The 21,485-nt window shown below is 65.4% G+C and carries 22 protein-coding genes; 18 read left to right on the plus strand and 4 right to left on the minus strand.

The window, feature by feature from the left end; translation table 11 throughout:
* Positions 1-14 precede the first annotated feature (14 nt).
* The 3 genes from BMX16_RS11620 to BMX16_RS11630 are packed head-to-tail and all read left to right on the plus strand — an operon-like array spanning position 15 to position 1,637.
* Positions 15-719 (plus strand): CoA transferase subunit A, encoded by a 705-nt coding sequence (locus tag BMX16_RS11620; RefSeq protein ID WP_089903530.1) that lies wholly within the window; start codon positions 15-17, stop codon positions 717-719.
* 11 nt (positions 720-730) lie between these two features.
* Positions 731-1,360, plus strand: coding sequence for a 3-oxoacid CoA-transferase subunit B (locus tag BMX16_RS11625; RefSeq protein WP_089903660.1), 630 nt, complete (start codon positions 731-733; stop codon positions 1,358-1,360).
* The gene (locus BMX16_RS11630; protein WP_245731506.1) at positions 1,353-1,637 is read left to right on the plus strand and encodes a GNAT family N-acetyltransferase; all 285 of its coding nucleotides are present in this window, start codon (positions 1,353-1,355) and stop codon (positions 1,635-1,637) included. The genes BMX16_RS11625 and BMX16_RS11630 overlap by 8 nt, the downstream gene beginning before the upstream one ends.
* A gap of 12 nt (positions 1,638-1,649) precedes the next feature.
* Here the strand turns inward: BMX16_RS11630 and BMX16_RS11635 are convergent, their stop codons facing one another.
* Positions 1,650-2,477 carry a lytic transglycosylase domain-containing protein gene (locus BMX16_RS11635; protein ID WP_089903533.1) on the minus strand — a complete coding sequence of 276 codons (828 nt, stop codon included), beginning with the start codon at positions 2,475-2,477 and terminating at the stop codon, positions 1,650-1,652.
* A 355-nt stretch (positions 2,478-2,832) separates the two neighbouring features.
* Between BMX16_RS11635 and BMX16_RS17630 the strand changes: the two genes are divergently transcribed.
* From BMX16_RS17630 to pdeM, 15 genes are all read left to right on the plus strand, one after another.
* A complete protein-coding gene (locus BMX16_RS17630; protein WP_177174645.1) occupies positions 2,833-3,006 on the plus strand; it encodes a Flp family type IVb pilin in 174 nt (57 codons plus the stop codon).
* Positions 3,007-3,145: 139 nt separating this feature from the next.
* A complete protein-coding gene (locus BMX16_RS11640; RefSeq protein ID WP_089903536.1) occupies positions 3,146-3,325 on the plus strand; it encodes a Flp family type IVb pilin in 180 nt (59 codons plus the stop codon).
* Positions 3,326-3,404: 79 nt separating this feature from the next.
* The gene (cpaB, locus tag BMX16_RS11645; RefSeq protein ID WP_089903539.1) at positions 3,405-4,268 is read left to right on the plus strand and encodes a Flp pilus assembly protein CpaB; all 864 of its coding nucleotides are present in this window, start codon (positions 3,405-3,407) and stop codon (positions 4,266-4,268) included.
* 225 nt (positions 4,269-4,493) lie between these two features.
* A complete protein-coding gene (locus BMX16_RS11650) occupies positions 4,494-5,897 on the plus strand; it encodes a type II and III secretion system protein family protein (RefSeq protein ID WP_089903543.1) in 1,404 nt (467 codons plus the stop codon).
* A 14-nt stretch (positions 5,898-5,911) separates the two neighbouring features.
* Positions 5,912-6,562, plus strand: coding sequence for an OmpA family protein (locus BMX16_RS11655; protein ID WP_089903667.1), 651 nt, complete (start codon positions 5,912-5,914; stop codon positions 6,560-6,562).
* Between the two features lie 234 nt (positions 6,563-6,796).
* Entirely contained in the window at positions 6,797-8,044 is a 1,248-nt protein-coding gene (locus BMX16_RS11660; RefSeq protein ID WP_177174646.1) for a CpaE/TadZ family protein, read from the plus strand.
* A 16-nt stretch (positions 8,045-8,060) separates the two neighbouring features.
* Positions 8,061-9,518, plus strand: a complete 1,458-nt coding sequence (locus BMX16_RS11665) for a TadA family conjugal transfer-associated ATPase (protein ID WP_089903548.1) — start codon at positions 8,061-8,063, stop codon at positions 9,516-9,518.
* A 6-nt stretch (positions 9,519-9,524) separates the two neighbouring features.
* Entirely contained in the window at positions 9,525-10,490 is a 966-nt protein-coding gene (locus BMX16_RS11670) for a type II secretion system F family protein (RefSeq protein ID WP_089903551.1), read from the plus strand.
* A 3-nt stretch (positions 10,491-10,493) separates the two neighbouring features.
* Entirely contained in the window at positions 10,494-11,480 is a 987-nt protein-coding gene (locus BMX16_RS11675; RefSeq protein WP_089903555.1) for a type II secretion system F family protein, read from the plus strand.
* Between the two features lie 4 nt (positions 11,481-11,484).
* Positions 11,485-12,045, plus strand: a complete 561-nt coding sequence (locus BMX16_RS11680) for a tetratricopeptide repeat protein (RefSeq protein ID WP_089903558.1) — start codon at positions 11,485-11,487, stop codon at positions 12,043-12,045.
* A 24-nt stretch (positions 12,046-12,069) separates the two neighbouring features.
* On the plus strand, positions 12,070-12,915 hold the full coding sequence (locus tag BMX16_RS11685) for a tetratricopeptide repeat protein (RefSeq protein WP_089903563.1): 846 nt from the start codon (positions 12,070-12,072) through the stop codon (positions 12,913-12,915).
* 3 nt (positions 12,916-12,918) lie between these two features.
* A complete protein-coding gene (locus BMX16_RS11690; protein ID WP_089903567.1) occupies positions 12,919-13,407 on the plus strand; it encodes an A24 family peptidase in 489 nt (162 codons plus the stop codon).
* 126 nt (positions 13,408-13,533) lie between these two features.
* Positions 13,534-14,838 carry a P-loop NTPase family protein gene (locus BMX16_RS11695; RefSeq protein WP_425434032.1) on the plus strand — a complete coding sequence of 435 codons (1,305 nt, stop codon included), beginning with the start codon at positions 13,534-13,536 and terminating at the stop codon, positions 14,836-14,838.
* A 39-nt stretch (positions 14,839-14,877) separates the two neighbouring features.
* The gene (locus tag BMX16_RS11700; RefSeq protein WP_089903573.1) at positions 14,878-17,277 is read left to right on the plus strand and encodes a ligase-associated DNA damage response DEXH box helicase; all 2,400 of its coding nucleotides are present in this window, start codon (positions 14,878-14,880) and stop codon (positions 17,275-17,277) included.
* Between the two features lie 39 nt (positions 17,278-17,316).
* Positions 17,317-18,015 carry a ligase-associated DNA damage response endonuclease PdeM gene (gene pdeM / locus BMX16_RS11705; protein WP_089903574.1) on the plus strand — a complete coding sequence of 233 codons (699 nt, stop codon included), beginning with the start codon at positions 17,317-17,319 and terminating at the stop codon, positions 18,013-18,015.
* Here the strand turns inward: pdeM and BMX16_RS11710 are convergent.
* From BMX16_RS11710 to BMX16_RS11720, 3 genes are all read right to left on the minus strand, one after another.
* Positions 17,960-18,838: a bifunctional methylenetetrahydrofolate dehydrogenase/methenyltetrahydrofolate cyclohydrolase gene (locus BMX16_RS11710; protein WP_089903577.1), complete on the minus strand. Its 879-nt coding sequence runs from the start codon at positions 18,836-18,838 to the stop codon at positions 17,960-17,962. The genes pdeM and BMX16_RS11710 overlap by 56 nt on opposite strands.
* A 68-nt stretch (positions 18,839-18,906) precedes the next feature.
* Positions 18,907-20,577, minus strand: a complete 1,671-nt coding sequence (locus tag BMX16_RS11715; protein WP_089903580.1) for a formate--tetrahydrofolate ligase — start codon at positions 20,575-20,577, stop codon at positions 18,907-18,909.
* Positions 20,578-20,787: 210 nt separating this feature from the next.
* On the minus strand, positions 20,788-21,402 hold the full coding sequence (locus tag BMX16_RS11720) for an MOSC domain-containing protein (RefSeq protein ID WP_089903583.1): 615 nt from the start codon (positions 21,400-21,402) through the stop codon (positions 20,788-20,790).
* Between the last annotated feature and the right edge of the window lie 83 nt (positions 21,403-21,485).

The following is a 21,485-nucleotide window of genomic DNA, read 5'->3' on the forward strand; positions in this document are numbered from 1 at the left end:
GATGAGGGTGCACGATGAAGAAGGTCTATGGCTCTGCCGCGGAGGCGCTGGACGGGCTCCTGCGCGACGACATGCTGATCGCGGCGGGCGGGTTCGGGCTGTGCGGCATTCCTGAACTGCTGCTGGACGCGATCAAGGCATCGGGCGTGAGCGGTCTGACGTTCGCATCCAACAATGCGGGTGTCGACGACTTCGGCATCGGCATACTGCTGCAGACGCGGCAGGTGAAGAAGATGATCTCCTCCTACGTGGGCGAGAATGCGGAGTTCATGCGTCAGTATCTCGCCGGAGAGCTGGAGGTGGAGTTTAACCCCCAAGGCACGCTGGCGGAACGGATGCGCGCGGGTGGCTGCGGCATCCCCGGCTTCTACACCAAGACCGGCGTCGGCACCCAGATCGCCGAAGGCAAGGAACACAAGGACTTCGACGGGCAGACCTACATCCTCGAACGCGGGATCGTGGCGGATCTGAGCATCGTGAAGGCGTGGAAGGCGGACGCGACCGGCAACCTCGTGTTCCGCAAGACCGCCCGCAACTTCAACCCGCCCGCCGGGATGTGCGGCAAGATCTGCGTGGCCGAGGTCGAGGAGATCGTGCCGGCCGGCAGCCTTGACGGAGACGCGATCCACCTGCCCGGCGTCTATGTGCATCGGATCATCCAGGGGACGCACGAAAAGCGCATCGAACAGCGCATGACCCGCAAGAAGGAGACCGCATAATGGCCGAAGCGATGGGCTGGGACCGCAACCAGATGGCGGCACGGGCAGCGCAAGAGTTGCAGGACGGCTGGTATGTGAACCTCGGCATCGGGATTCCGACCATGGTCAGCAACCATATCCCCGAGGGGATCGAGGTGACGCTGCAATCCGAGAACGGAATGCTCGGCATGGGGGCCTTCCCGTTCGAGGGCGAGGAGGACGCCGACCTGATCAACGCGGGCAAGCAGACGATTACCGAGCTGCCGCAGACCGCGTTCTTCGATTCCGCCACGTCCTTCGGCATGATCCGTGGCGGCAAGATCGCGATGGCGATCCTTGGCGCGATGGAAGTGGCCGAGAACGGCGATCTGGCGAACTGGATGATCCCCGGCAAGCTGGTAAAGGGCATGGGCGGTGCGATGGACCTCGTGGCTGGCGTGCAGCGCGTCGTCGTCGTCATGGACCACGCCAACAAGCACGGTGAAAGCAAGGTGTTGAAATCCTGCACACTTCCTCTGACGGGTGCGGGCGTGGTGGACCGGATCATCACGAACCTTGGCGTCTTCGACGTGGTGGAGGGCGGTCTGCGCATCGTCGAATGTGCCGACGGCGTCAGCGAGGACCAGTTGCGCGCCGCGACAGAGGCGACGATCGTTGCCTGACGTCCGCCACGAGGTGACGGGATCGAAGGGGCGCTGGGTCATCGACCACGGCGACGGCATCAGCGAGATGACCTATTCGATCCTGTCGCCGGCACAGGTCATCGCCGACCATACGGCGGTGGCTTCAGGGCATGAAGGCGAGGGCGTGGGCCTGGCGTTGCTGGAGGCCTTCATCGCCGATGCCCGCGCCCGGGGTTACCGCATCATGCCGCTGTGCCCCTTCGTGAATGCCCAGCGCAAGCGGCATCCCGCATGGGCGGACGTGTTTGCCGTCTAGGCCGGATTCGAACTAAGACCGGCTGACCGCGAACACGCAGCCGTCGCTGACCAGTTCCGGCGGGGTCAGGCACAGGCCGCGTGCGACGGCAAAAGCCGCCAGCACCTTGGGCACATAGCCGCGCGTTTCGGGGAACGGCGGCACGCCTGCGTTGTCACGCACCGACCCTTCGCCCGCGTTGTAGCCCGCGAGCACGAGGATCGGATCGTTGTCGAACTTGTTCATCAACCAGTCGAGGTAGGCCACCCCGCCGCGGATGTTCTGGGACGGCGACAGGCTGTCGGTCACGTCGAACCGCGTCGCTGTATCCGGCATCAGTTGCATCAGCCCCTGCGCGCCCGCGCGGCTGACCGCCTGCGCATTCCCCGCGCTTTCCACGCTGATGAGGGCGAGGACCAGCGCCGGACTGACGCGGGTGCCGACGGTCGCCTTGAGGATCTCCACCCCGTGGATGGCGGCGATATCCTGCAGCGATTGCAGGCGCGGGGCTGGCACCGCCTGTCCGGCGGGCGGTTCGGCGATGACCTGCAACGCCTGTTCCAGCCGCCCCGGACCGGAGTCGGCGATGCTGGTCGAGATTGTGGACCAGAACCAGTCCAGCCCGGACGGCTGCGGCACGGGTGCGATGGACCCGTCCGGCGTCGCGATGGCCTGCGGGCGGGCGGCGAACATGGTGGCGGGCGGTGCGCTGGGATCGACCTGAACGGTGATGCGCGATCCCCCCGACGCCGGAACCCCCACCCGCTTGAAGGTGAAGTCCGGTTGCAACCTGTCCTGACCCTGCGCCACGGCGCTACACAGGCACAGGACGGCCGCGATGGGCCATGCCGTCTGGTTCATGTTGGTGCGTCCTGCTCGACGTATGTTTTGCGGACAGCATGGCAGATCCGCCAGCTGATTTCCACGTTGCCGTGAACAATGGTGGACAGGCGATGCTATTGCGCACACCCCGGCAACGGGTTGCCCCTCACAATGCGAATTCTGAGATTAAATATATTTTTAATTTCAGTGCCTTATGAACACATTGACGATTTCTGAACGGATCCCGAAATAGCACGAAACACGCCAAATTTCGGACGCAATCGGACGGCTATATCACCTCATCCAAGACGGGGAGCGGGCCAACAAGAGGCCGGCACGCACAGATCCGGCAAGGGATGCAACACATGAGCGATACCCTGAGGAGGGATTACAAATGCTGAACTTCCTGAAAAACTTCCGCAACGACGAAGACGGTGCCGTGACCGTCGACTGGGTCGTGCTGACCGCCGCCATCGTGGCTCTGGGCCTGCTTGTCGGCACGCAGGTGCGGACCGCCGTGACGACGAAGACTACCGCGATCGCGACCGACATCACCCGCACCAACTAAGCGACGCACGCGCGACGTTACAAAAGCCGCGCCCGAAAACGGCGCGGCTTTTCTTCAGATACCGAACCAGGGCCTTAGCTTCACCACAGTTTCGCAATGTTTGTGCGTTACGCAATCTGACATATCGGAGCCCCTCGTCATGACACACTTCTTCTGCACGTTCTTGCGCGACGATGATGGTGCGGTCACCGTCGATTGGGTCGTGCTGACCGCCGCCATCGTCGGCCTTGGCCTGATGGTGATCATAGGCATCACCGCCAGCCTGCAATCCAGGACGGACCACATCACCACGACGATCGTCGCAACGGTGCCGAACTGATCACAACGCGGCGCGTTTCTCAGCAAATGACCAACGGCCTTGCCGCACCTGCCCACCCACCCCGCCACAGGAGCTTCCGATGCGTAGCGTCTTTTCACTCGTCCTCGTCCTCGGGATGGCCTTGGCAGGCTTCGCCGTCTACATGGTCAAGGGCTATGTCGCCGATACCGAACAGGCGCTGATCGCGGAACGCGAGCGTGCTGCATCGAGCGTTGCGACCACGGACGTTCTCGCCGTCAGCAAACCGGTCCTGTTCGGTGACGCCATCACGCCGGAAGATGTGGTCACCGTCAAATATGCCACCGACTTCCTGCCGGAAGGCACGTTCCCGACCCTCGCCGACCTTTTTCCGGAAGGCGAGGCGCAGACACGCAGCATCCTGCGCCCGATGGACGTGAACGAAGTGATCCTGGCCAGCAAGGTCACGGCACCCGGCGAAATCACCAGCATCACGCAGGAACTGCGCCAAGGGATGCGCGCCTTCACGATCCGCGTCGATGCCAGCACCGCCGTCTCGGGCTTTCTGCGGCCTGGTAACCGGGTCGATATCTATTGGACGGGTGCCTTCGGCGATGCACCGGAAGAGACATGGCTGATCGGCAGCGCGATCGAGCTGATCGCCGTGGATCAGAGCACCGACCGCAACAGCGTCGATCAGGTCGTCCCGTCGACCGTGACCGTGCAGGTCAGCCCAGACGACGTGGCACGCTTGGCGCAGGCGCAGGCCGATGGTCGCCTGACACTGTCACTGGTGGGCGCGGATGCAGACCTGACCATCGTGCCGGACGGCGCCCAAGCCATCACCCTGCCAGAGGCACCGGAGGCCCCCGTGATCGTCGCCGACGCCCCTGCCCCCGCCCCAGAAGCGGTGCCGGAAACCTGCTATACCACGGTGCGTCGCGGGACCGAGACCGCACGCATGGAGATTGCCTGCACCAACTGATGGATGGGGGCCACGGATCTGTGGCCCCTACAGGATTGAGTCAGGTCCGGGGGGTCGCATCTGCGGCCCCCCGTGTGCTGTGAAAAACGCGCGCTGTTGCGCGTTATCCACATCAAGTGCGCCGGCCAAACCATTGCCGATTGCTATTTTTCGACACACGCGCGATGCTGGTCGCAATGACGGAAAATAATTTCCGCTGACGCGTGATCGGAGAGGCAGGTCACAATGAGCATCGACAGATTTACGAAGGCTGTCGTGACAGTCTTTGCGTTGGCTGTTGCCTTCGCCCCTGTGACGACATCCGCCGAAACCCTGCGCGTGCTGCGCGGGTCCGCAACCGCGCCGCTGGCCGTTCCCATGAACCGCGCCATCGTCGTCGAAAGCGACGAGCCGTTCACCGAAATCTCGATCGCGAACCCCGGCATCGCCGACATCTCGTCGCTGTCCGACCGCACCATCTATCTGCTGGGCAAGGAGCCGGGCCGCACGACGATGACGATCCTGGGGCCCGATGGCCGCCTGATCAGCAACGTCGAGGTGCAGGTCACGCCCGACATCGCCGAGTTCAAGGAGCGTCTGGAACAGATCCTGCCCGGCGAGCCCATCGAAGTGCGCACCGCCAACAACGGCATCGTGCTGTCAGGCACCGTCAGCAGCACCGCGCGGCTGGACCGCGCGATGGAACTCGCGGAACGCTATGCGCCGGAGCGCGTGTCCAACCTGATGAGCGTGGGCGGCACCCAGCAGGTCATGCTGAAGGTCCGCTTTGCCGAAATGCAGCGCGCCGTCAGCAAATCGCTTGCCTCCTCCTTGACGGCGGGCAGCAACAGCAGTGTCGGCAACCTGTCGGGACTGGGGCCTGTCGCCACGTCCGGCGCCTCGGTGGGCGGATCGGGCGGAATAGCGTCGAACTCTGATTCGAACGGTGCGTTCCTGTTCGGCTTCAACGCGGGCGGGCTCGAGGTCGGCATTCTGCTGGAGGCGCTCGAATCCCGGGGCGTGGTCCGCACGCTGGCCGAACCCAACCTGACCGCCTTGTCCGGGCAAGAGGCGAAATTCCTCGCCGGTGGTGAATATCCCGTGCCCGTCGCGCAGGAAGACGGCCAGATCACGGTCGAATTCAAGCCCTTCGGCGTCGAACTGGTGTTCACGCCACGGGTGGTGGACGGCGACATCATCAACCTCGAGTTGTTGGCGGCGGTGTCGTCCATCGACCCGGCCAACGGGTTCACGGCCAACGGGTTCACGATCAGCGCCTTCAAGCGGCGCGAGACATCGACGACGGTGGAAATGCGCGACGGCGAGAGTTTCGCCATCGCAGGTCTGCTGTCCGACGATTTCACCAACCTCAAGGGGCAGGTCCCGTGGCTTGGCGACGTGCCGGTACTGGGGTCGCTGTTCCGCAGCGTCGAATACAGCCGCCAGCAGACCGAGCTCGTCATCATCGTGACGCCGCATCTGGTCACGCCGACCCGCGGACAGGCGCTGGCCCTGCCCACCGACCGTGTCCAGCCGCCGTCGGAACGCGACATGTTCCTGTTCGGCAATGTCGACGGCCCGACCGCCGGCGGCGCGGGCGAGGTGGCGCGACAGGACTTCAGCGGGTCCTACGGATATGTGATGGAATGAGGGGCACCGGCACCATGAACGCTTTTCCGACGGCCACCGCCCTTGCTGCAGCCCTTGCGCTGGGGGCTTGCGCGCCACAGCCCGGTCCCGCCACGGGGGCCGGTGCCACGCCAGGCTTCGGTGCGGCCACCGCTCTGAACGCTGCCGCGATGACCAACGCCGCCGGAGCGACGGCACATCTGGGGGGCCGCTTTGCAGCCGAGGTGGACACGACGGTGACGTTCGGTTTCAACTCGGCACAGCTCGATGCAGCGGCGCAGGCCACCCTGACACGTCAGGCCAACTGGATCCGCCAGTTCCCGGAGGTGCGATTCCGCGTCTATGGGCACACCGATCTGGTCGGGTCCGACAGCTACAACCAGTCGCTCGGCCTTGCGCGGGCCAACGCGGTCGTGGCCTTTCTGTCGCGGCAGGGCATCAGCCCGACCCGGCTGGAGGCGCTGGTATCCTATGGCGAGACGCGGCCCGTCGTCGCCACGCAGGCGCCGGAACAGCAGAACCGCCGCACCGTGACAGAGGTGTCTGGCTTCGTCGCCGGATCGCCCATGCTGCTGAACGGCAAGTATGCCGCCGTGATCTTTCGCGAATACGTCGCCAGCGCCGTGCCCCCCAGCACCCTGTCGTCGGGTGAAAGCACCAGCGGGGGCGGTGCAGCGCCCGAATGAGCCGGATGCGGCGCACACCGCTGGTGCACGTCGGCACGCCCCTTCGGCGCTGTTCAGAGTAATCGCATAATCACGCGAATTCTGTCCCAATCTCGACACGATTAGCCACCAATGCTGGTTCCACGGGCCCGTCATGTCCTGCGTCATGCAGGTCGGGCGGCAGAACCGGCTGACGGCTTCGGGCATGGTCCCGGCTCCGCACCCCGGCACGCCCGTGCAAAGAGGATGTGTCGCATGAGTAGTCTCGCTGTTTTCAAATCCGAAAGCCCTGCCCTCGTGGCCTGCACCGTCAGCCGTGACGTGCAGAACTTCGATCTGCTGATCGAGGATATGGAGGCGGCGCTGGGGGAACGCTGGGGCGATCTCAGCTTTGACGACGCGGTCGCATTCCTGCGCCAACCCGATGCCAGCGACCTGCAGTTTCTGGCCCTTGCGCTGGATGCCGACGACGAAAAGCGACTGGATGTCGTCATCGCCGTCATCACCGCCGCCAAGGCGCATGACATCAAGGTCATCCTGATCACCGAGGACGTCAGCCCCACGGCGCTGCACCTGCTGCTGCGCGAGGGAGGGGACGAGTTCGTGCCCTATCCGCTGCCGGAAAAGGAGCTTGCGAACGCGATCGAACGTGTCCTGGCCCCCGCCGCAGAGGTGCCGGCCACGCCCGAAGACACCACGCGCCCCAAGACCACCGGCAGCCACGATGGGGTGCTGATCGCGGTGCACGGCATGGCCGGAGGCACGGGTGCCACCACCTTTGCCGTCAATCTGGCGTGGGAACTGGCCCATGTGGACAAGGTTGCGACACCGCGCGTGTGTCTGCTGGATCTGGACCTGCAATTCGGCACCGCGTCCACTTACCTCGACCTGCCACGGCGAGAGGCGGTGCTGGAACTGCTGTCCGACACGGATTCGATGGACAGCACGTCCTTTCTTCAGGCGCTGCTGCCGTTCAATCAGAAACTCCACGTGCTGACGGCCCCCACGGACATGATCCCGCTGGATCTGATCACTGCCGCCGACGTGTCGCGCGTGCTGGAGATGGCACGGACCAATTTCGACTATGTCGTGATCGACATGCCGTCCACCATGGTCGAATGGTCGCAGACCGTCCTCGAGGCGGCGCATGTGTATTTCGCGACGCTGGAGCTCGACATGCGGTCGGCACAGAACACCCTGCGGCTCAAGCGGACCCTGCAATCAGAGGATCTGCCCTTCGACAAGCTGCGCTTCGTGCTGAACAGGGCCCCCGGTTTCACCGATCTGTCCGGCAAGGCGCGGGTCAAGCGATTGGCCGAAAGCCTTGGGATCGCGATCGAGGTGCAATTGCCCGACGGCGGCAAGCAGGTCGCGCAGACCTGCGATCATGGCACGCCGCTTGCGATGAACGCGCCCAAGAACCCGATGCGCAAGGAGATCGTGAAACTCGCGGCCTCGGTTCATGCGGTCAATCAGGCCGACGCCGCCGAAGCCCGCGGCTGAGGACAGGAGCATCGCCATGTTTTCCAAATACAAGAAGCCCGGCACCGCGCACGTCGCCCCTGCAAGCAACGTCGCGGCCCTGAAACCCGCCGCCCCGGCCCCCGTCACGGCACAGGCCCCCATCACGCCCCGCGCATCCCTGATGAAGGTCATGCCCACCCGTGCGGCCGAAGTGGTCCCCGCCGACCGCGAAAAGAAGCGCAAGGAGCGGCTGGGCGAGATCAAGCTCGAACTGCACAAGGCCTTGCTGGAAAACCTGAACCTCGCCGCCCTCGAGAACGCAAGCGAAACCGACCTGCGCAACGAAATCAACGCCATCGCCACCGAGACGCTGGAGGAGATGGGCATCGTCCTGAACCGCGAGGAACGGGCGACGGTGACGCAGGACCTGTTCTTCGAGGTCAAGGGTCTGGGACCGCTGGAGACGCTGCTGAAGGACGACAGTGTCAACGACATCCTCGTGAACGGGCCGCGCCAGATCTTCGTCGAACGCGGCGGCAAGCTGGAACTGACCGACGTCACCTTCAAGGACGAAAAACACCTGCTGCGGATCATCGACAAGATCGTCAGCGCGGTGGGTCGCCGCGTCGACGAAAGCAACCCTTACGTCGACGCGCGACTGGCGGACGGATCGCGTTTCAACGCGATGGTCGGCCCGATCGCCGTGGACGGCAGCCTGGTGTCGATCCGCAAGTTCAAGAAGGAAAAGCTCGGCATCGACGATCTGGTGCGCTTCGGCGCCTTCTCAGAGGAGATGGCCGCCTATCTGCAGGCCGCCGTCGCCACCCGGCTGAACATCATCGTGTCCGGCGGCACGGGTTCGGGCAAGACGACGACGCTGAACGCGCTGTCGTCCTTCATCGCCAACGACGAACGCGTGCTGACCATCGAGGACACGGCCGAATTGCAACTACAGCAGATCCACGTCGGCCGCATGGAAAGCCGCCCGCCCAACGTCGAAGGCAAGGGCGCCGTGACCCAGCGCGACTGTCTGAAGAACGCGCTGCGGATGCGCCCCGACCGCATCATCGTGGGCGAGACGCGCGGCGAGGAAGTCATCGACATGCTGCAGGCGATGAACACCGGCCACGACGGGTCGATGACCACGATCCACGCCAACTCGGCCCGCGACGGCGTGAGCCGCCTGGAAAACATGATCGCGATGGCCGGCATCGAGATGCCGATCAAGGCCATGCGCAGCCAGATCTCCTCGGCTGTGAACCTGATCGTGCAGGCCTCGCGCCTGCAGGACGGATCGCGGCGCATGACGTCCATCACCGAGATCACGGGGATGGAAGGCGACGTGATCTCGATGCAGGAAATCTTCAAGTTCCAGCGCATCGGTCTGACCCCCGAGAACAAGATCATCGGTCACTTCACGGCCACCGGCGTGCGTAGTCACTTCTCGGACCGCTTCAAGCTGTGGGGGTATGACCTGCCGCCGCACATCTTCGAACCCCTCGTTGCAGAGTAAAGCCCCATGATTTCCTCACAGCCGCTGATCTACATCGCGATCTTCGCAGCCGTCATCGTGCTGGTGCAGGGCCTGTATCTGGTCCTGTTCGGGCGTTCGATCACGCAGAACGGCAAGGTCAACCGGCGGCTGGAACTGCTGGAAAAGGGCGGCAACCGCGAACAGGTGCTGGAACAACTCCGCAAGGAGATGACCCAGCACATGCAGTCGCAAAGCATCCCGCTCTATTCGATCCTTGCGGCCAAGGCGCAGCGTGCCAACATCGCGTTTACCCCGCCGCAGCTGATCATGGTGATGGCGGGGGTCAGTGTCATGGCCTTTGCCCTGCTGACGGTCATGACGGCCGTGGCCCTGCCGACCCGTGCCGTCCTGGCCGTCGGCATGGGCATCGGCGGCGTCTATGCCTGGATCAGCGTCAAGGCAGGCAAGCGCATGGCCCTGATGGAGGAGCAGTTGCCGGAGGCTGTCGAGCTGCTGGTGCGGTCGCTGCGCGTGGGGCATCCATTCTCGTCGGCCATCCAGATCGTTGCCAAGGAAATCGCCGACCCGCTGGGGACGGAAATGGGCGTCATCTCGGACGAGGCCGCCTATGGCCGCGACATGGGTGAGACGCTCAAGGCGATGGCCGAGCGCCTCGACATGCAGGATCTGCGGTTCCTTGCCGTCGCCGTCACGATCCAGCAGACCTCCGGTGGCAACCTCGCGGAAATCCTCGATGGTCTGGCAAAGGTAATCCGCGCGCGGTTCCGCCTGTTCCGGCGGGTCAAGGCGATCACCGCCGAGGCGAAGTGGTCCGGCAAGCTGCTGTCCGGCTTTCCCATCGGCGCGCTGGTCGTCATCAACATGATCCAGCCCGACTATTTCGACGAGATCATGGACGATCCGATCTTCATCCCCGCCTGTCTGGTGGTAGCCGGGTTTCTGATCGCGAACCTGATCGTCATGCGTGCCCTCGTGAACATCAAGGTCTGATCCATGAACATCATCGACACCCTCAATGCGCGCATGATCGACGTCCTCGGCCCCTTCGGCGGGCTCATGGTGCTGGGACTGTTCGGCGTCCTGCTGATCCTGATCACCCTGCCGGTGGTCCTGAAACGCCCCACTGATCCGCTCGACCGGATCAAGGCCGCGACCCGCGCCGACGCGGCAAGGGCAGCGGGTCCCAAGACAGAACGCCTGCGCACGTCCAGCGGCAAGAGCAAGCTGGAGCGCTATGCCACCTTCCTCGAACCGCAGGACGCAAAGGAATACGGTGCCGCGCGCCTGAAACTGCTGCAGGCCGGCTACAAGAGCAAGAACGCCGTCCGCTATTTCCACTTTGCCCAGTTCGCGATGGGCATCCTGGGGCTCGTGCTGGGCGGCATCTATGCCCTGCTCGAAATGCAGATGGCCCCCGTCACGCAGAAGAACATGGCGATCATGCTGCTGACGCCAGGTTGCGTCGGGTATCTGCTGCCGAAATACTGGATCACCCGTCGTGTCGCCAGCCGCAAGGAAGCGATCGAGCACGGCTTTCCCGACAGCCTCGACATGATGCTTGTCTGCGTCGAGGCCGGTCAGTCGCTGGATCAGTCGATCCTGCGGGTCGCCCGCGAGTTGAAGTCGGGCTTTCCCGACCTTGCGCAGGAGTTCGAGATCGTCAGCCAGGAGATGAAGGCCGGCAAGGGCAAGGAGGCGGTTCTGCGCGACATGTCCGAACGCTGCGGCGTGCAGGACATCACCAGTTTCTGCACCGTTCTGATCCAGAGCCAGCAGTTCGGCACCTCGATCGGCGACGCCCTGCGCGTCTATGCCAGCGAAATGCGTGACAAGCGCGTGATGAAGGCCGAAGAAGCGGCCAACAAGCTGCCCACGAAGATGACGCTCGCCACGATGATGTTGACGGTGCCGCCGCTTTTGATGATCCTGATCGGGCCCTCGATCGTCGGCATCACGAGGATGATGGGCACCGGAGAATAGCCCAATGACCCATCACCGTCGCGGCGCGGCCGCGGCAATCCTGTGCCTGACGCTGGCCGCCTGCGCGTCGGGCGGCCCGCTTGCCCGCGGCGACGGCGTCTATGCCCCCGGGGTGGCAGGCCGCGCAAAGACCGACGGGCTGGTGGTGGGCCACCGCCTGATGGCCGCCGGTGAATACGAACTTGCGCTGGACGCCTATACCCGCGCCGCAGCCCAGCAGGGGCTGAACGTCGACACGTTGTCGGCGCTCGGGTCCGCCAACCTGCGGCTTGGACGTCTGGGACAGGCCGAAGGCTTGCTGCGGCGCGCCACCGAGGATGCGCCCGACTTTCCGCCCGCATGGAACAATCTGGGTGTCCTGCTGCTGGAAAACGGCGATTTCGCCGAAGCCGCCGAAGCGTTTCGTCGCGCTTATGCCACGGATAGCGGGAATTCCGACGAGATCCGGGAGAACCTGCGCTTGGCGCTATCCAAACGCGACGCGGTTATCTACGATCCCTCCCAACAGAACCAGGACGTTGAACTGGTCGTCATGGGCGATGGGGACACCATCGAACCGCTCTGAGGCAGCAGCAAAGGACGCAGGAACATGCGCCACACCGTATACATTTGTCTGGCCGGGATGCTGGCACTGTCCGCCTGCGGTGCGCGCAACGGTGACGCAGAAGTACAGCGCGCGATGCAGGACCTCGACATCGTGGACGAGACGAACCTGAACGATGTGATGATGACCGTGGGCGACCCCGAGGAGTCCGTGAAATACTTCTCCGGCGCCGTCGCCACCGAACCCGACCGGATCGACCTGCAGCGCGGTCTTGCTGCATCGCTGATCCGGGCCGGACGCGCGGCCGAGGCCGTCACCGCATGGCAGGCCGTGGTGGGCAATCCGCAATCCAATCTGGACGACCGCGTCGATCTGGCCGATGCGCAGATCCGCTCGAACCAGTGGGACGCCGCTGCCGCGACCCTGAACGCGATCCCGCCGACCCATGAAACCTTCGACCGCTACAAGCTCGAGGCGATGATCGCCGACAGCAAGCAGCAATGGGACAAGGCCGACAGCTTTTATCAAACGGCGGCCGGCCTGACCACGACGCCAGCGAACACGATCAACAACTGGGGCTATTCCAAGCTGACGCGCGGGGATCATGCCGGTGCCGAACGGCTGTTCATCGATGCCCTGCGGCAGGACAACAGCCTGTTCACCGCCAAGAACAACCTCGTGCTCGCGCGCGGGGCACAGCGCAAATACGACCTGCCCGTGGTCCCGATGACCCAGACCGAGCGGGCGCAACTGCTCTATACAATGGCGCTGACGGCGATCAAGCAGAACGACGTGGCCACCGGCAAGGGTCTGCTGCGCGAAGCGATCGACACCCATCCCCAGCATTTCGAGGAAGCCGCCCGGTCGCTCCGCGCGCTGGAAGAGGCCTGATCCATGGCACTGTCTGCATCCGCCGCATGGTGGTTCCTGCTGGCCGCCGTGCCGGTGGGCCTTTGGGTTTCGTATACGGACCTGTCGCGGATGAAGATCACGAATGGCGCCGTCCTGACGTTGGTCGCCGCTTATGCGGTGCTCGGGCTGATCGCCCTGCCGATGACCACCTATCTGTGGGGTTGGGCGCATCTGGGAATCGTGCTGGTGATCGGCATCATCCTGAACGCCGTTGGCGGCATCGGCGCCGGTGACGCCAAGTTCGCCGCCGCCGCAGCCCCCATGGTGGCGACCGGCGACCTTGGAATCCTGCTTTATGTCTTTGGCATATGTCTGCTGCTGGGGTGGGCCGTGCACCGCCTCGCGCGCCTGTCGCCGCTGCGCGCCCGCGTGCCGCACTGGGCCAGCTGGACCTCTGGGCGCCGCTTTCCCATGGGCGTGCCGCTGGCGATGACCCTCGTCGCCTATCTGGGACTGGCGACCCGCGTCTAGGCAAAGTGTCCGGATCTGCCACGGGACTGCACGACCCGGTCCTTCTTTCGGCCACAAATGTCCGTCATCCCTGTGCGCAGGCGGGGCCAGCGCCCCGGCCATAGTCAGGGATGACCCGTCTTGAACATGCTTGCCGCCGGGGTGATGTCCCCGCCCCCACCCCGGTCTATCGACGCGATGGCGTTGCCCATCCCCATGATGCGCGACATCCTGATCAAGACGATGTTCCGTATGAACCTGAACCACGTCTCGACCCTGTCGCGCGCAGTCTGCCTGCCGGTGAACGTCACGCAGGAGCTGCTCGACCTGGCCCGCAGCCACCTGCTGCTCGAAGCGACGGGCAGCCTGACCGCCACGGGCAGCAACGAGATGGGCTATCAACTGACCGATGCGGGCCGCGCGCGGGCACAGGACGCCTTGCGGCAGTCGGAATACTACGGCGCGATGCCCGTTCCGCTGTCGGTCTATCGCGAACAGATCGCCCGCCAGTCGATCCGCAACATCCAGATCACCCGCGATCAGCTGACCACGGCGATGGGGCACCTGATCCTGCCGCCCGCGCTGATCTCGAACCTTGGCCCGGCGGTGTCGTCGGGGCGGTCGATCCTGATGTATGGCCCGCCGGGCAACGGCAAATCGTCGATTTCGAACGGCATCCGCGACGCCTTGGGGGACCGGATTTACGTTCCACGCGCCGTGGAATACGCGGGGCAGGTCATCACCGTCTACGACCCGATCGTCCATGCCAGCGCCGAGGATGAAACGCAGGACCCCACCTCTTTGCGCCGCACGACGGGCCGGTTCGACACCCGTTACGTCCGCTGCGAACGCCCGACCGTCATCACCGGGGGCGAGTTGTCGTTGTCCATGCTGGACCTCGTCTACAACCCCGTGGCACGGACCTATCAGGCGCCGTTGCAGATGAAATCCACCGGCGGCATCTTCATCGTCGACGACCTTGGCCGTCAGGCGGAACCGCCGCAGGCGCTGGTCAACCGCTGGATCGTGCCGCTGGAGGAATCGCGCGACATCCTCGCCCTGCAATCGGGCGAAAAGTTCGAGGTACCGTTCGACACGCTGGTGATCTTTTCCACCAACTTTCACCCCAACGCGATCTTCGATCAGGCGGCGCTGCGACGCATCTTCTACAAGATCAAGATCGACGGGCCGAGCCAGGCCGACTATCTCAAGATCTTTTCCATCGTGGCGCGCAAGAAGAAGATGCCGCTGGACGAAGCGACGCTGATCCACCTGCTCAACGACCTCTATCCGACGATCGACAACGTCTATGCCAATTACCAGCCGGTCTTCCTGATCGACCAGATGGTCTCGATCTGCGAGTTCGAGGGCATTCCCTATCAGATGTCGCCCGCCCTGATCGACCGCGCCTGGGCCAACATGTTCGTGCAGTCCGAAGAGATCGTCCGCTGACGTCTTGACCACCCCCAGCCCGCGGACCACATCCGGGGGATGGAACTGCCCCCCGTCATCGCCGATTGGTTCGCCACGCAAGGGTGGTCGGTCCACCCCCACCAGCAGGCGATGCTGGACCGCAGCGATGCCCCCGCCCTGCTGCTGATCGCGCCCACGGGCGGTGGCAAGACGCTGGCGGGCTTTCTGCCGACGCTAGCGGAGTTGGCGGACGGTACGCATCAGGGTCTGCACACGCTCTATGTCTCGCCGTTGAAGGCGCTGGCCGCCGACATCAAGCGCAACCTGACCACCCCCGTCGCCGCCATGGGCCTGCCCATCCGGATCGAGGACCGGACCGGCGACACGTCCGCCACACAGAAGCGGCGCCAGCGGGCCGACCCGCCGCATATCCTGCTGACGACGCCGGAAAGCCTTGCGCTGCTGGTGTCCTACGAGGATGCGCCACGCATGTTCGCCGGTGTGCAGCGGGTCATCGTGGACGAAATCCACGCGCTGGCGGAATCCAAGCGCGGCGACCAGTTGATGCTGGCGCTGAGCCGGGTGCAGGCGATGGCGCCCGATTTGCGCCGTGTCGGCCTGTCGGCCACGGTCGAGAATCCCGCGCGCATCGCCCATGGCCTCGCCCATCATCCGTACCCGTGCGAGATCCTCTTCGCCGATCCGGGCCCGGACCCCGACATCGCGATGCTGGTGACGGACGAACGCCCGCCATGGGCGGGTGGCGGCGCGAAATATGCGATTCCAGCCGTGCTGGAGCAGGTGAAGCAGCACAACACGACGCTGATCTTTCACAACACCCGCGCGCAGGCCGAAATTTTTTTCCACAACCTTTGGCTGGCGAACGACACCGACCTGCCGATCGGCATCCACCACGGCAGCCTCGACCGCGACCAGCGCCAGCGGGTCGAGGCGGCGATGGTTGCAGGGTCGTTGCGTGCCATCGTCTGCACGGGCTCGCTCGACCTCGGCATCGACTGGGGCGACGTGGATCTGGTGATCCAGGTCGGTGCGCCGAAGAACGTAAAACGCCTGATCCAGCGCATCGGCCGCGCCAATCATCGCTACAACGCGCCCAGCAAGGCGCTGCTGGTGCCCGCCAACCGGTTCGAGGTGGTGGAATGCGTGGCCGCCTTGCAGGCCGCGCGGGACCACGACCTCGACGGCGACCCGCCCGGGCCCGGTCCGCGCGACGTGCTGTGCCAGCACATCCTGATCCGCGCCTGCGCGGGTCCCTTCACCGCCGACGACCTGTTCGCGGAAATCCGCACCGTCGGCGCCTACAGCCGCCTGTCGCGGGCGGACTTCGACGCCTGCCTCGATTTCTGCGCGACGGGGGGCTATGCGCTGCGGGCCTATGACCGCTGGAAGCGGCTGCAGTTGCGCGACGGGTTGTGGCACCTGCGCGATCCGCGCGCGACCCGCGACCTGCGCATGAACATCGGCACGATCCAGGACACCGACACGTTGAAGGTGCGGCTGAAGGGCGGTTTCAAACCCTTGGGCGAGATCGAGGAAGCCTTCGCCGCCACCCTGACCCCCGGCGACACGTTCCTGATCGGCGGAGAGATCGTGCGTTACGAGAGCCTGCGCGAGATGGCGGTCGAGGTCACGCGCCGCGCCGACAAGCCGCCCAAGATCGCCACCTTCATGGGGACCAAATTCGCCACCTCGACCCAACTTTCGCAGCGGGTGTTGCGGATGTTCCGTCAAGACGACTGGCCCGACCTGCCCGCACACACCGCAGAATGGCTGCACCTGCAGCGCGAGATGTCGAAACTGCCGGAGGCGGATCGCATCCTTGTGGAATCCTTTGTCTACGATGGTCGTCACCAGACCTGTTTCTACGGTTTCGCCGGGCGCAACGCGCAACAGACCCTCGGCCTGCTGCTGACCAAGCGGATGGAGGAGATGGGCCTCGACCCCCTCGGCTTCGTCGCCACCGACTATGCCACCCTCGTCTGGGGGCTGACGCCCGTGGCCGACCCCGCGCCGCTGTTCGAAGATACCGCGTTGCACGACGGGTTTGCTGACTGGCTGGCGGGCAATGCGGTGATGAAACGCACGTTCCGCGCGTCGGCCACCATCGCGGGGCTGATCCAGCGCAACCTGCCGCAGGCGCGCACGTCGGGGCGGCAGGCGACGTTTTCGTCCGATATTCTCTATGACACGCTGACGAAATACGACCCCGACCACCTGATGCTGCAAGTGACGCGCGAGGAGGCGCTGCGCGGCCTCGTGGATTTCGGGCGGATCGAGGAGATGCTGGACCGCACCCGTGGCCGCGTCGATCACGTCATCCTGCCCCGCGTCAGCCCGCTGGCCGCACCCATGCTGCTGGAGGCGGGGCGCATTCCCATTGCCGGTGCCGGCCGCGAACGGCTGATGGAGGATGCGGCCACCCGTCTGATGACCGAAGCCGGCCTCGATACACTCTGACCCTTGCACGCGCCCTCCAATCCCGGCATGGAACGGATCATGAACACGCATGTCTTTCGATTTGGTGAACAGGTTCTGACCGCTCTGCCCTCCGGCGCGCTGTGGTGGGGCGATCGGCGGCTCTTGTGCGTGTCGGACCTGCATCTGGGCAAGGCCGACCGCATCGCACGGCGCACGGGCCGGATGCTGCCCCCCTACGAGACGCGCGAGACGCTGGCGCGGCTGGCCGCCGACATCGCGCTGACCGACCCTGCCACGGTGCTGTGCCTCGGCGACAGTTTCGACGACCTGATGGCGGCGGACAGTCTGGACGTCACCGACACCGCCATGCTCACCAGCCTGCAGGCGGGGCGACGCTGGCTGTGGGCGGAAGGGAACCACGATCCCGGCCCGCTGGCCCTTGGCGGCACCCACGTGGCGCAGCACGACTGTGGCGGGTTGACGTTCCGGCACATCGCGAGTGCCACGCCGCACGAGATTTCGGGCCACTACCACCCGAAGCATGCGATCCCCGGCACCGGCACGGCACGGCCCTGCTTTCTGACCGACGGCAACCGCCTGATCCTGCCCGCCTACGGCGCCTATACGGGGGGTCTGCGGGCCACCGACCCTGTGCTGAGCGGGCTGTTCACGGGACGCATCCTTGCCATCCTGACGGGACGCCGGGCGATCTGCGTGCCGCTTACAGCGTCAGCCCCATCGGTTCGGGCAGGCCGTTGGCCCGGCAGCAGGCGGTAACCGTATTCGCCAGCAGGCAGGCGATGGTCATCGGGCCGACGCCGCCCGGGACCGGTGTGATCGCCCCCGCCACGGCGGCGACGCCCGCGAAGTCCACATCACCCACCAGCCCTGCATCGGTGCGGTTGATGCCCACGTCGATCACCGTGGCCCCGGGTTTGATCCAGTCAGCCGTCACCATGCAGGGCCGTCCCACGGCGGCCACGACGATGTCGGCCCGGCGCACCACGCCCGCCAGATCGCGGGTGCGGGAATGGGCCAGCGTGACGGTGCAATTCTCGCCTAGCAGCAGTTGCGCCATCGGCTTGCCAACGATGTTGCTGCGCCCGATCACGACGGCGTCCAGCCCCGACAGATCGCCCAGATGCTCGCGCAGCATCAAGATGCAGCCGAGCGGCGTGCACGGCACCATCGCCCGCTGCCCCACAGCCAGCAGCCCGACGTTCGAGATGTGGAACCCGTCCACGTCCTTGGCAGGCAGGATGGTCGCCAGCACCCGCGCCTCGTCGATCCCCTTGGGCAAAGGCAGTTGCACGAGGATGCCGTGGATCGCCCGATCGGCGTTCAGCCGCGCCACCAGCGCCAGCAGGTCGTCCTGCGTCGTGTCCGCAGGCAGACGATGTTCGACCGAGAGCATCCCCGCCGCCTTGGTCATGCGCCCCTTGGACCGGACATAGACGTCGGACGCCGGATCGTCGCCGACCAGCACCACCGCCAGACCCGGCGTGATGCCGTGATCCGCCACCAGCCGCGCCACGTGGCCCGCCACCTTGTTGCGCAGGCCTGCGGCAAAGGCTTTGCCGTCGATGATGTCAGCCGTCATGTCACACTCCTTAACGGGACGGTGGGACGCATGCGGGCCAGCGGACCGGACAGCGTCGCACACCGGCCTTAGAACAGACCTTCGATCTGTCCTGCCGCGTTCAGACCGATCCGTTCCGCCGCGGGTGCGCTGGGCAGGCCGGGCATGGTCATGATCTCGCCGCAGATCGCGACGACGAACCCTGCCCCTGCACTCAGCCGCACCTCGCGCACGGGCACGTCGAACCCCGTCGGGGCACCCCTTACACCCGGATCGGTGGTAAAGGAATATGGTGTCTTGGCCATGCAAACCGGCAGATCGCCGTAACCCTCCGCCTCCCACGACAGCAAGCGGTCGCGGATGCGGTCGTCCATCACCGCGCGGTCGGCACCATAGATCAGCCGCGCGACCGTGTCGATCTTGTCCGCCAGCCCCATCGCATCGGGATAGAGCGGCGCGAAATCCGCCACGCCCGCGTCCGCGACCTCGGCCACGGCCTGCGCCAGATCGGTGATCCCCGCAGACCCTTCCGCCCAGTGGCGGCACAGGATCGCCCGCGTGCCGCGCGCCGCGACGAAGTCCTGCACCGCGGCAATCTCTCCTGCGGTATCACCGGTGAAATGGTTGATTGCCACGATCACCGGCACGCCAAAGCGCGCGATGTTGTCCATGTGGCGGCCCAGATTGGCGCAGCCCACGGTCACGGCGGCCACATCCTCGGCCCCCAGATCGGCCTTGGCCACGCCGCCGTTCATCTTCATCGCGCGCACCGTCGCCACCAGCACGACGCAGGCGGGCGCAAGGCCTGCCTTGCGGCACTTGATGTTCATGAACTTCTCGGCACCCAGATCGGCGCCGAACCCTGCTTCGGTCACCACGTAATCCGCCAGCTTCAACGCCGTGGCCGTCGCGATGACCGAATTACAACCGTGCGCGATGTTGGCGAACGGTCCGCCGTGCACGAAAGCGGGCGTGTGTTCCAGCGTCTGCACCAGATTGGGCTGCATCGCGTCGCGCAGCAGCACGGTCATGGCACCATCCGCCTTGAGGTCGCGGGCATGGACCGGGGTGCCGTCGCGGCGCACGGCGACGACGACCCGTCCCACCCTGTCCTGCAGATCCGCCAGATCGCGGGCCAGACACAGGATCGCCATGACCTCCGACGCCACGGTAATGTCGAACCCCGTCTCGCGGGCATAGCCGTTAGCGGCGCCGCCGAGCCCCGTCGTGATCTGGCGCAGGGCGCGGTCGTTCATGTCCATCACCCGCCGCCACGTGATCCGGCGGATGTCGATGTCGAGCGCATTGCCCCACGTGATGTGATTGTCGATCATCGCGGCCAGCAGATTGTGGGCGCTGGTGATCGCATGAAAGTCCCCGGTGAAATGCAGATTCATGTCCTCCATCGGGATGACCTGCGCGCGTCCGCCCCCGGCGGCACCGCCCTTCATCCCGAAACACGGACCCAGCGACGCCTCTCGGATGCAGACGGCAACCTTCTTGCCGATGGCGGCAAGCCCGTCGCCAAGCCCCACGGTCGTCGTGGTCTTGCCCTCGCCCGCAGGCGTCGGGTTGATCGCCGTGACCAGGATCAGCTTGCCATCCGGCCTGCCCTGCAGGCTGTCGATGAACGGCTGGCTGACCTTGGCCTTGTCATGGCCGTAGGGCACCAGATCGCCGGCGCCGATCCCCAACGTCTGGCCGATCTGCTGGATCGGCCGCTTCGACGCCGCGCGGGCGATTTCGATGTCACTGCGCATGGGATCTCCGGTTTGTCCTGCGTCGAGGGTGTCAGGGGTGCGCCACCCCGTCAATGTGGCGCTCCGCTTGAGCCGTTTCGGGGCCCGCGCGGCACAGGGCGGTCCCGGTGTGGCGCAGGGTATCAGGATGGGCGCGGCTGCGATGGACTCTGCTTTAGAAGGTGCATGATCACGCTGCTCGGATGTCCAAGTGATCCGCACCGGGGACGGTCAGAAGAGGTCCGCTTGATCGGCTGTTGCTGCATCCGCCATCCAGGGCCGCTGGCCGGGCACATGCAGCACGAGGCTGTCCCCCATGTGCAGGGTGCCCGGGCGCTCGACCCATGCGGTGACGCCGCGCAGGCCTTTGGCGGCGGCCTTGAACGCCTTGCCGTGCCCCGGCCGCGCCAGTTCGATGGTACGCGAGACGAGGGTGCAGGGCTGGTTCAGCATGTCCACCACCAGCGTCACCCCATCGGGGCCCTGCAGCCGCGCCGACGGCGGCAGATGGGTGAAATCGGCGATGCCCTGCACCACGACGCTGGCGCCAAGCCAGGCGGGGTCGATCCGGTCGAGGTCGAGCCGCGCGGCGATCACCGCCAGCTCTTCCGCACTCACGATGCTCAACTGGCGGACGTTGCGGATGGTAGTGCCCTTGGGGTGCTGCGTCGTCACGCGGCTGCAGGATGCCCGCGTGACACCGGCGTGAACCTCCTCCGCGAACCCGTCGAAGCCGAGGGGCATGACCTCACGGACCTCGCCCACGATGTCGGCTGCATCCCGGTGCGGGACACGGCCCAGCCATGTGATCGTGGCCACGTGCCGCGTCTTGACGAGTGCCGGCATCCTGTCTCTCCCTCCATGGCCCGAAATCGTAAAAGGCCCCATGCCTTGCAGCATGGGACCTTTGAAAGTTCAACCCGTGATCA

The sequence above is a fragment of the Loktanella fryxellensis genome (assembly GCF_900110065.1).
Taxonomy (GTDB): Bacteria; Pseudomonadota; Alphaproteobacteria; order Rhodobacterales; family Rhodobacteraceae; genus Loktanella; species Loktanella fryxellensis.

Coding starts and splice junctions, on each gene's coding strand:
- BMX16_RS11620 (WP_089903530.1), top strand. CDS start 15: ATGAAGAAGGTCTATGGCTCTGCCGCGGAGGCGCTGGACGGGCTCCTG.
- BMX16_RS11625 (WP_089903660.1), top strand. CDS start 731: ATGGGCTGGGACCGCAACCAGATGGCGGCACGGGCAGCGCAAGAGTTG.
- BMX16_RS11635 (WP_089903533.1), bottom strand. CDS start 2,477: ATGAACCAGACGGCATGGCCCATCGCGGCCGTCCTGTGCCTGTGTAGC.
- BMX16_RS17630 (WP_177174645.1), top strand. CDS start 2,833: ATGCTGAACTTCCTGAAAAACTTCCGCAACGACGAAGACGGTGCCGTG.
- BMX16_RS11640 (WP_089903536.1), top strand. CDS start 3,146: ATGACACACTTCTTCTGCACGTTCTTGCGCGACGATGATGGTGCGGTC.
- cpaB (WP_089903539.1), top strand. CDS start 3,405: ATGCGTAGCGTCTTTTCACTCGTCCTCGTCCTCGGGATGGCCTTGGCA.
- BMX16_RS11650 (WP_089903543.1), top strand. CDS start 4,494: ATGAGCATCGACAGATTTACGAAGGCTGTCGTGACAGTCTTTGCGTTG.
- BMX16_RS11655 (WP_089903667.1), top strand. CDS start 5,912: ATGAACGCTTTTCCGACGGCCACCGCCCTTGCTGCAGCCCTTGCGCTG.
- BMX16_RS11660 (WP_177174646.1), top strand. CDS start 6,797: ATGAGTAGTCTCGCTGTTTTCAAATCCGAAAGCCCTGCCCTCGTGGCC.
- BMX16_RS11665 (WP_089903548.1), top strand. CDS start 8,061: ATGTTTTCCAAATACAAGAAGCCCGGCACCGCGCACGTCGCCCCTGCA.
- BMX16_RS11670 (WP_089903551.1), top strand. CDS start 9,525: ATGATTTCCTCACAGCCGCTGATCTACATCGCGATCTTCGCAGCCGTC.
- BMX16_RS11675 (WP_089903555.1), top strand. CDS start 10,494: ATGAACATCATCGACACCCTCAATGCGCGCATGATCGACGTCCTCGGC.
- BMX16_RS11680 (WP_089903558.1), top strand. CDS start 11,485: ATGACCCATCACCGTCGCGGCGCGGCCGCGGCAATCCTGTGCCTGACG.
- BMX16_RS11685 (WP_089903563.1), top strand. CDS start 12,070: ATGCGCCACACCGTATACATTTGTCTGGCCGGGATGCTGGCACTGTCC.
- BMX16_RS11690 (WP_089903567.1), top strand. CDS start 12,919: ATGGCACTGTCTGCATCCGCCGCATGGTGGTTCCTGCTGGCCGCCGTG.
- BMX16_RS11695 (WP_425434032.1), top strand. CDS start 13,534: ATGCTTGCCGCCGGGGTGATGTCCCCGCCCCCACCCCGGTCTATCGAC.
- BMX16_RS11700 (WP_089903573.1), top strand. CDS start 14,878: ATGGAACTGCCCCCCGTCATCGCCGATTGGTTCGCCACGCAAGGGTGG.
- pdeM (WP_089903574.1), top strand. CDS start 17,317: ATGAACACGCATGTCTTTCGATTTGGTGAACAGGTTCTGACCGCTCTG.
- BMX16_RS11710 (WP_089903577.1), bottom strand. CDS start 18,838: ATGACGGCTGACATCATCGACGGCAAAGCCTTTGCCGCAGGCCTGCGC.
- BMX16_RS11715 (WP_089903580.1), bottom strand. CDS start 20,577: ATGCGCAGTGACATCGAAATCGCCCGCGCGGCGTCGAAGCGGCCGATC.
- BMX16_RS11720 (WP_089903583.1), bottom strand. CDS start 21,402: ATGCCGGCACTCGTCAAGACGCGGCACGTGGCCACGATCACATGGCTG.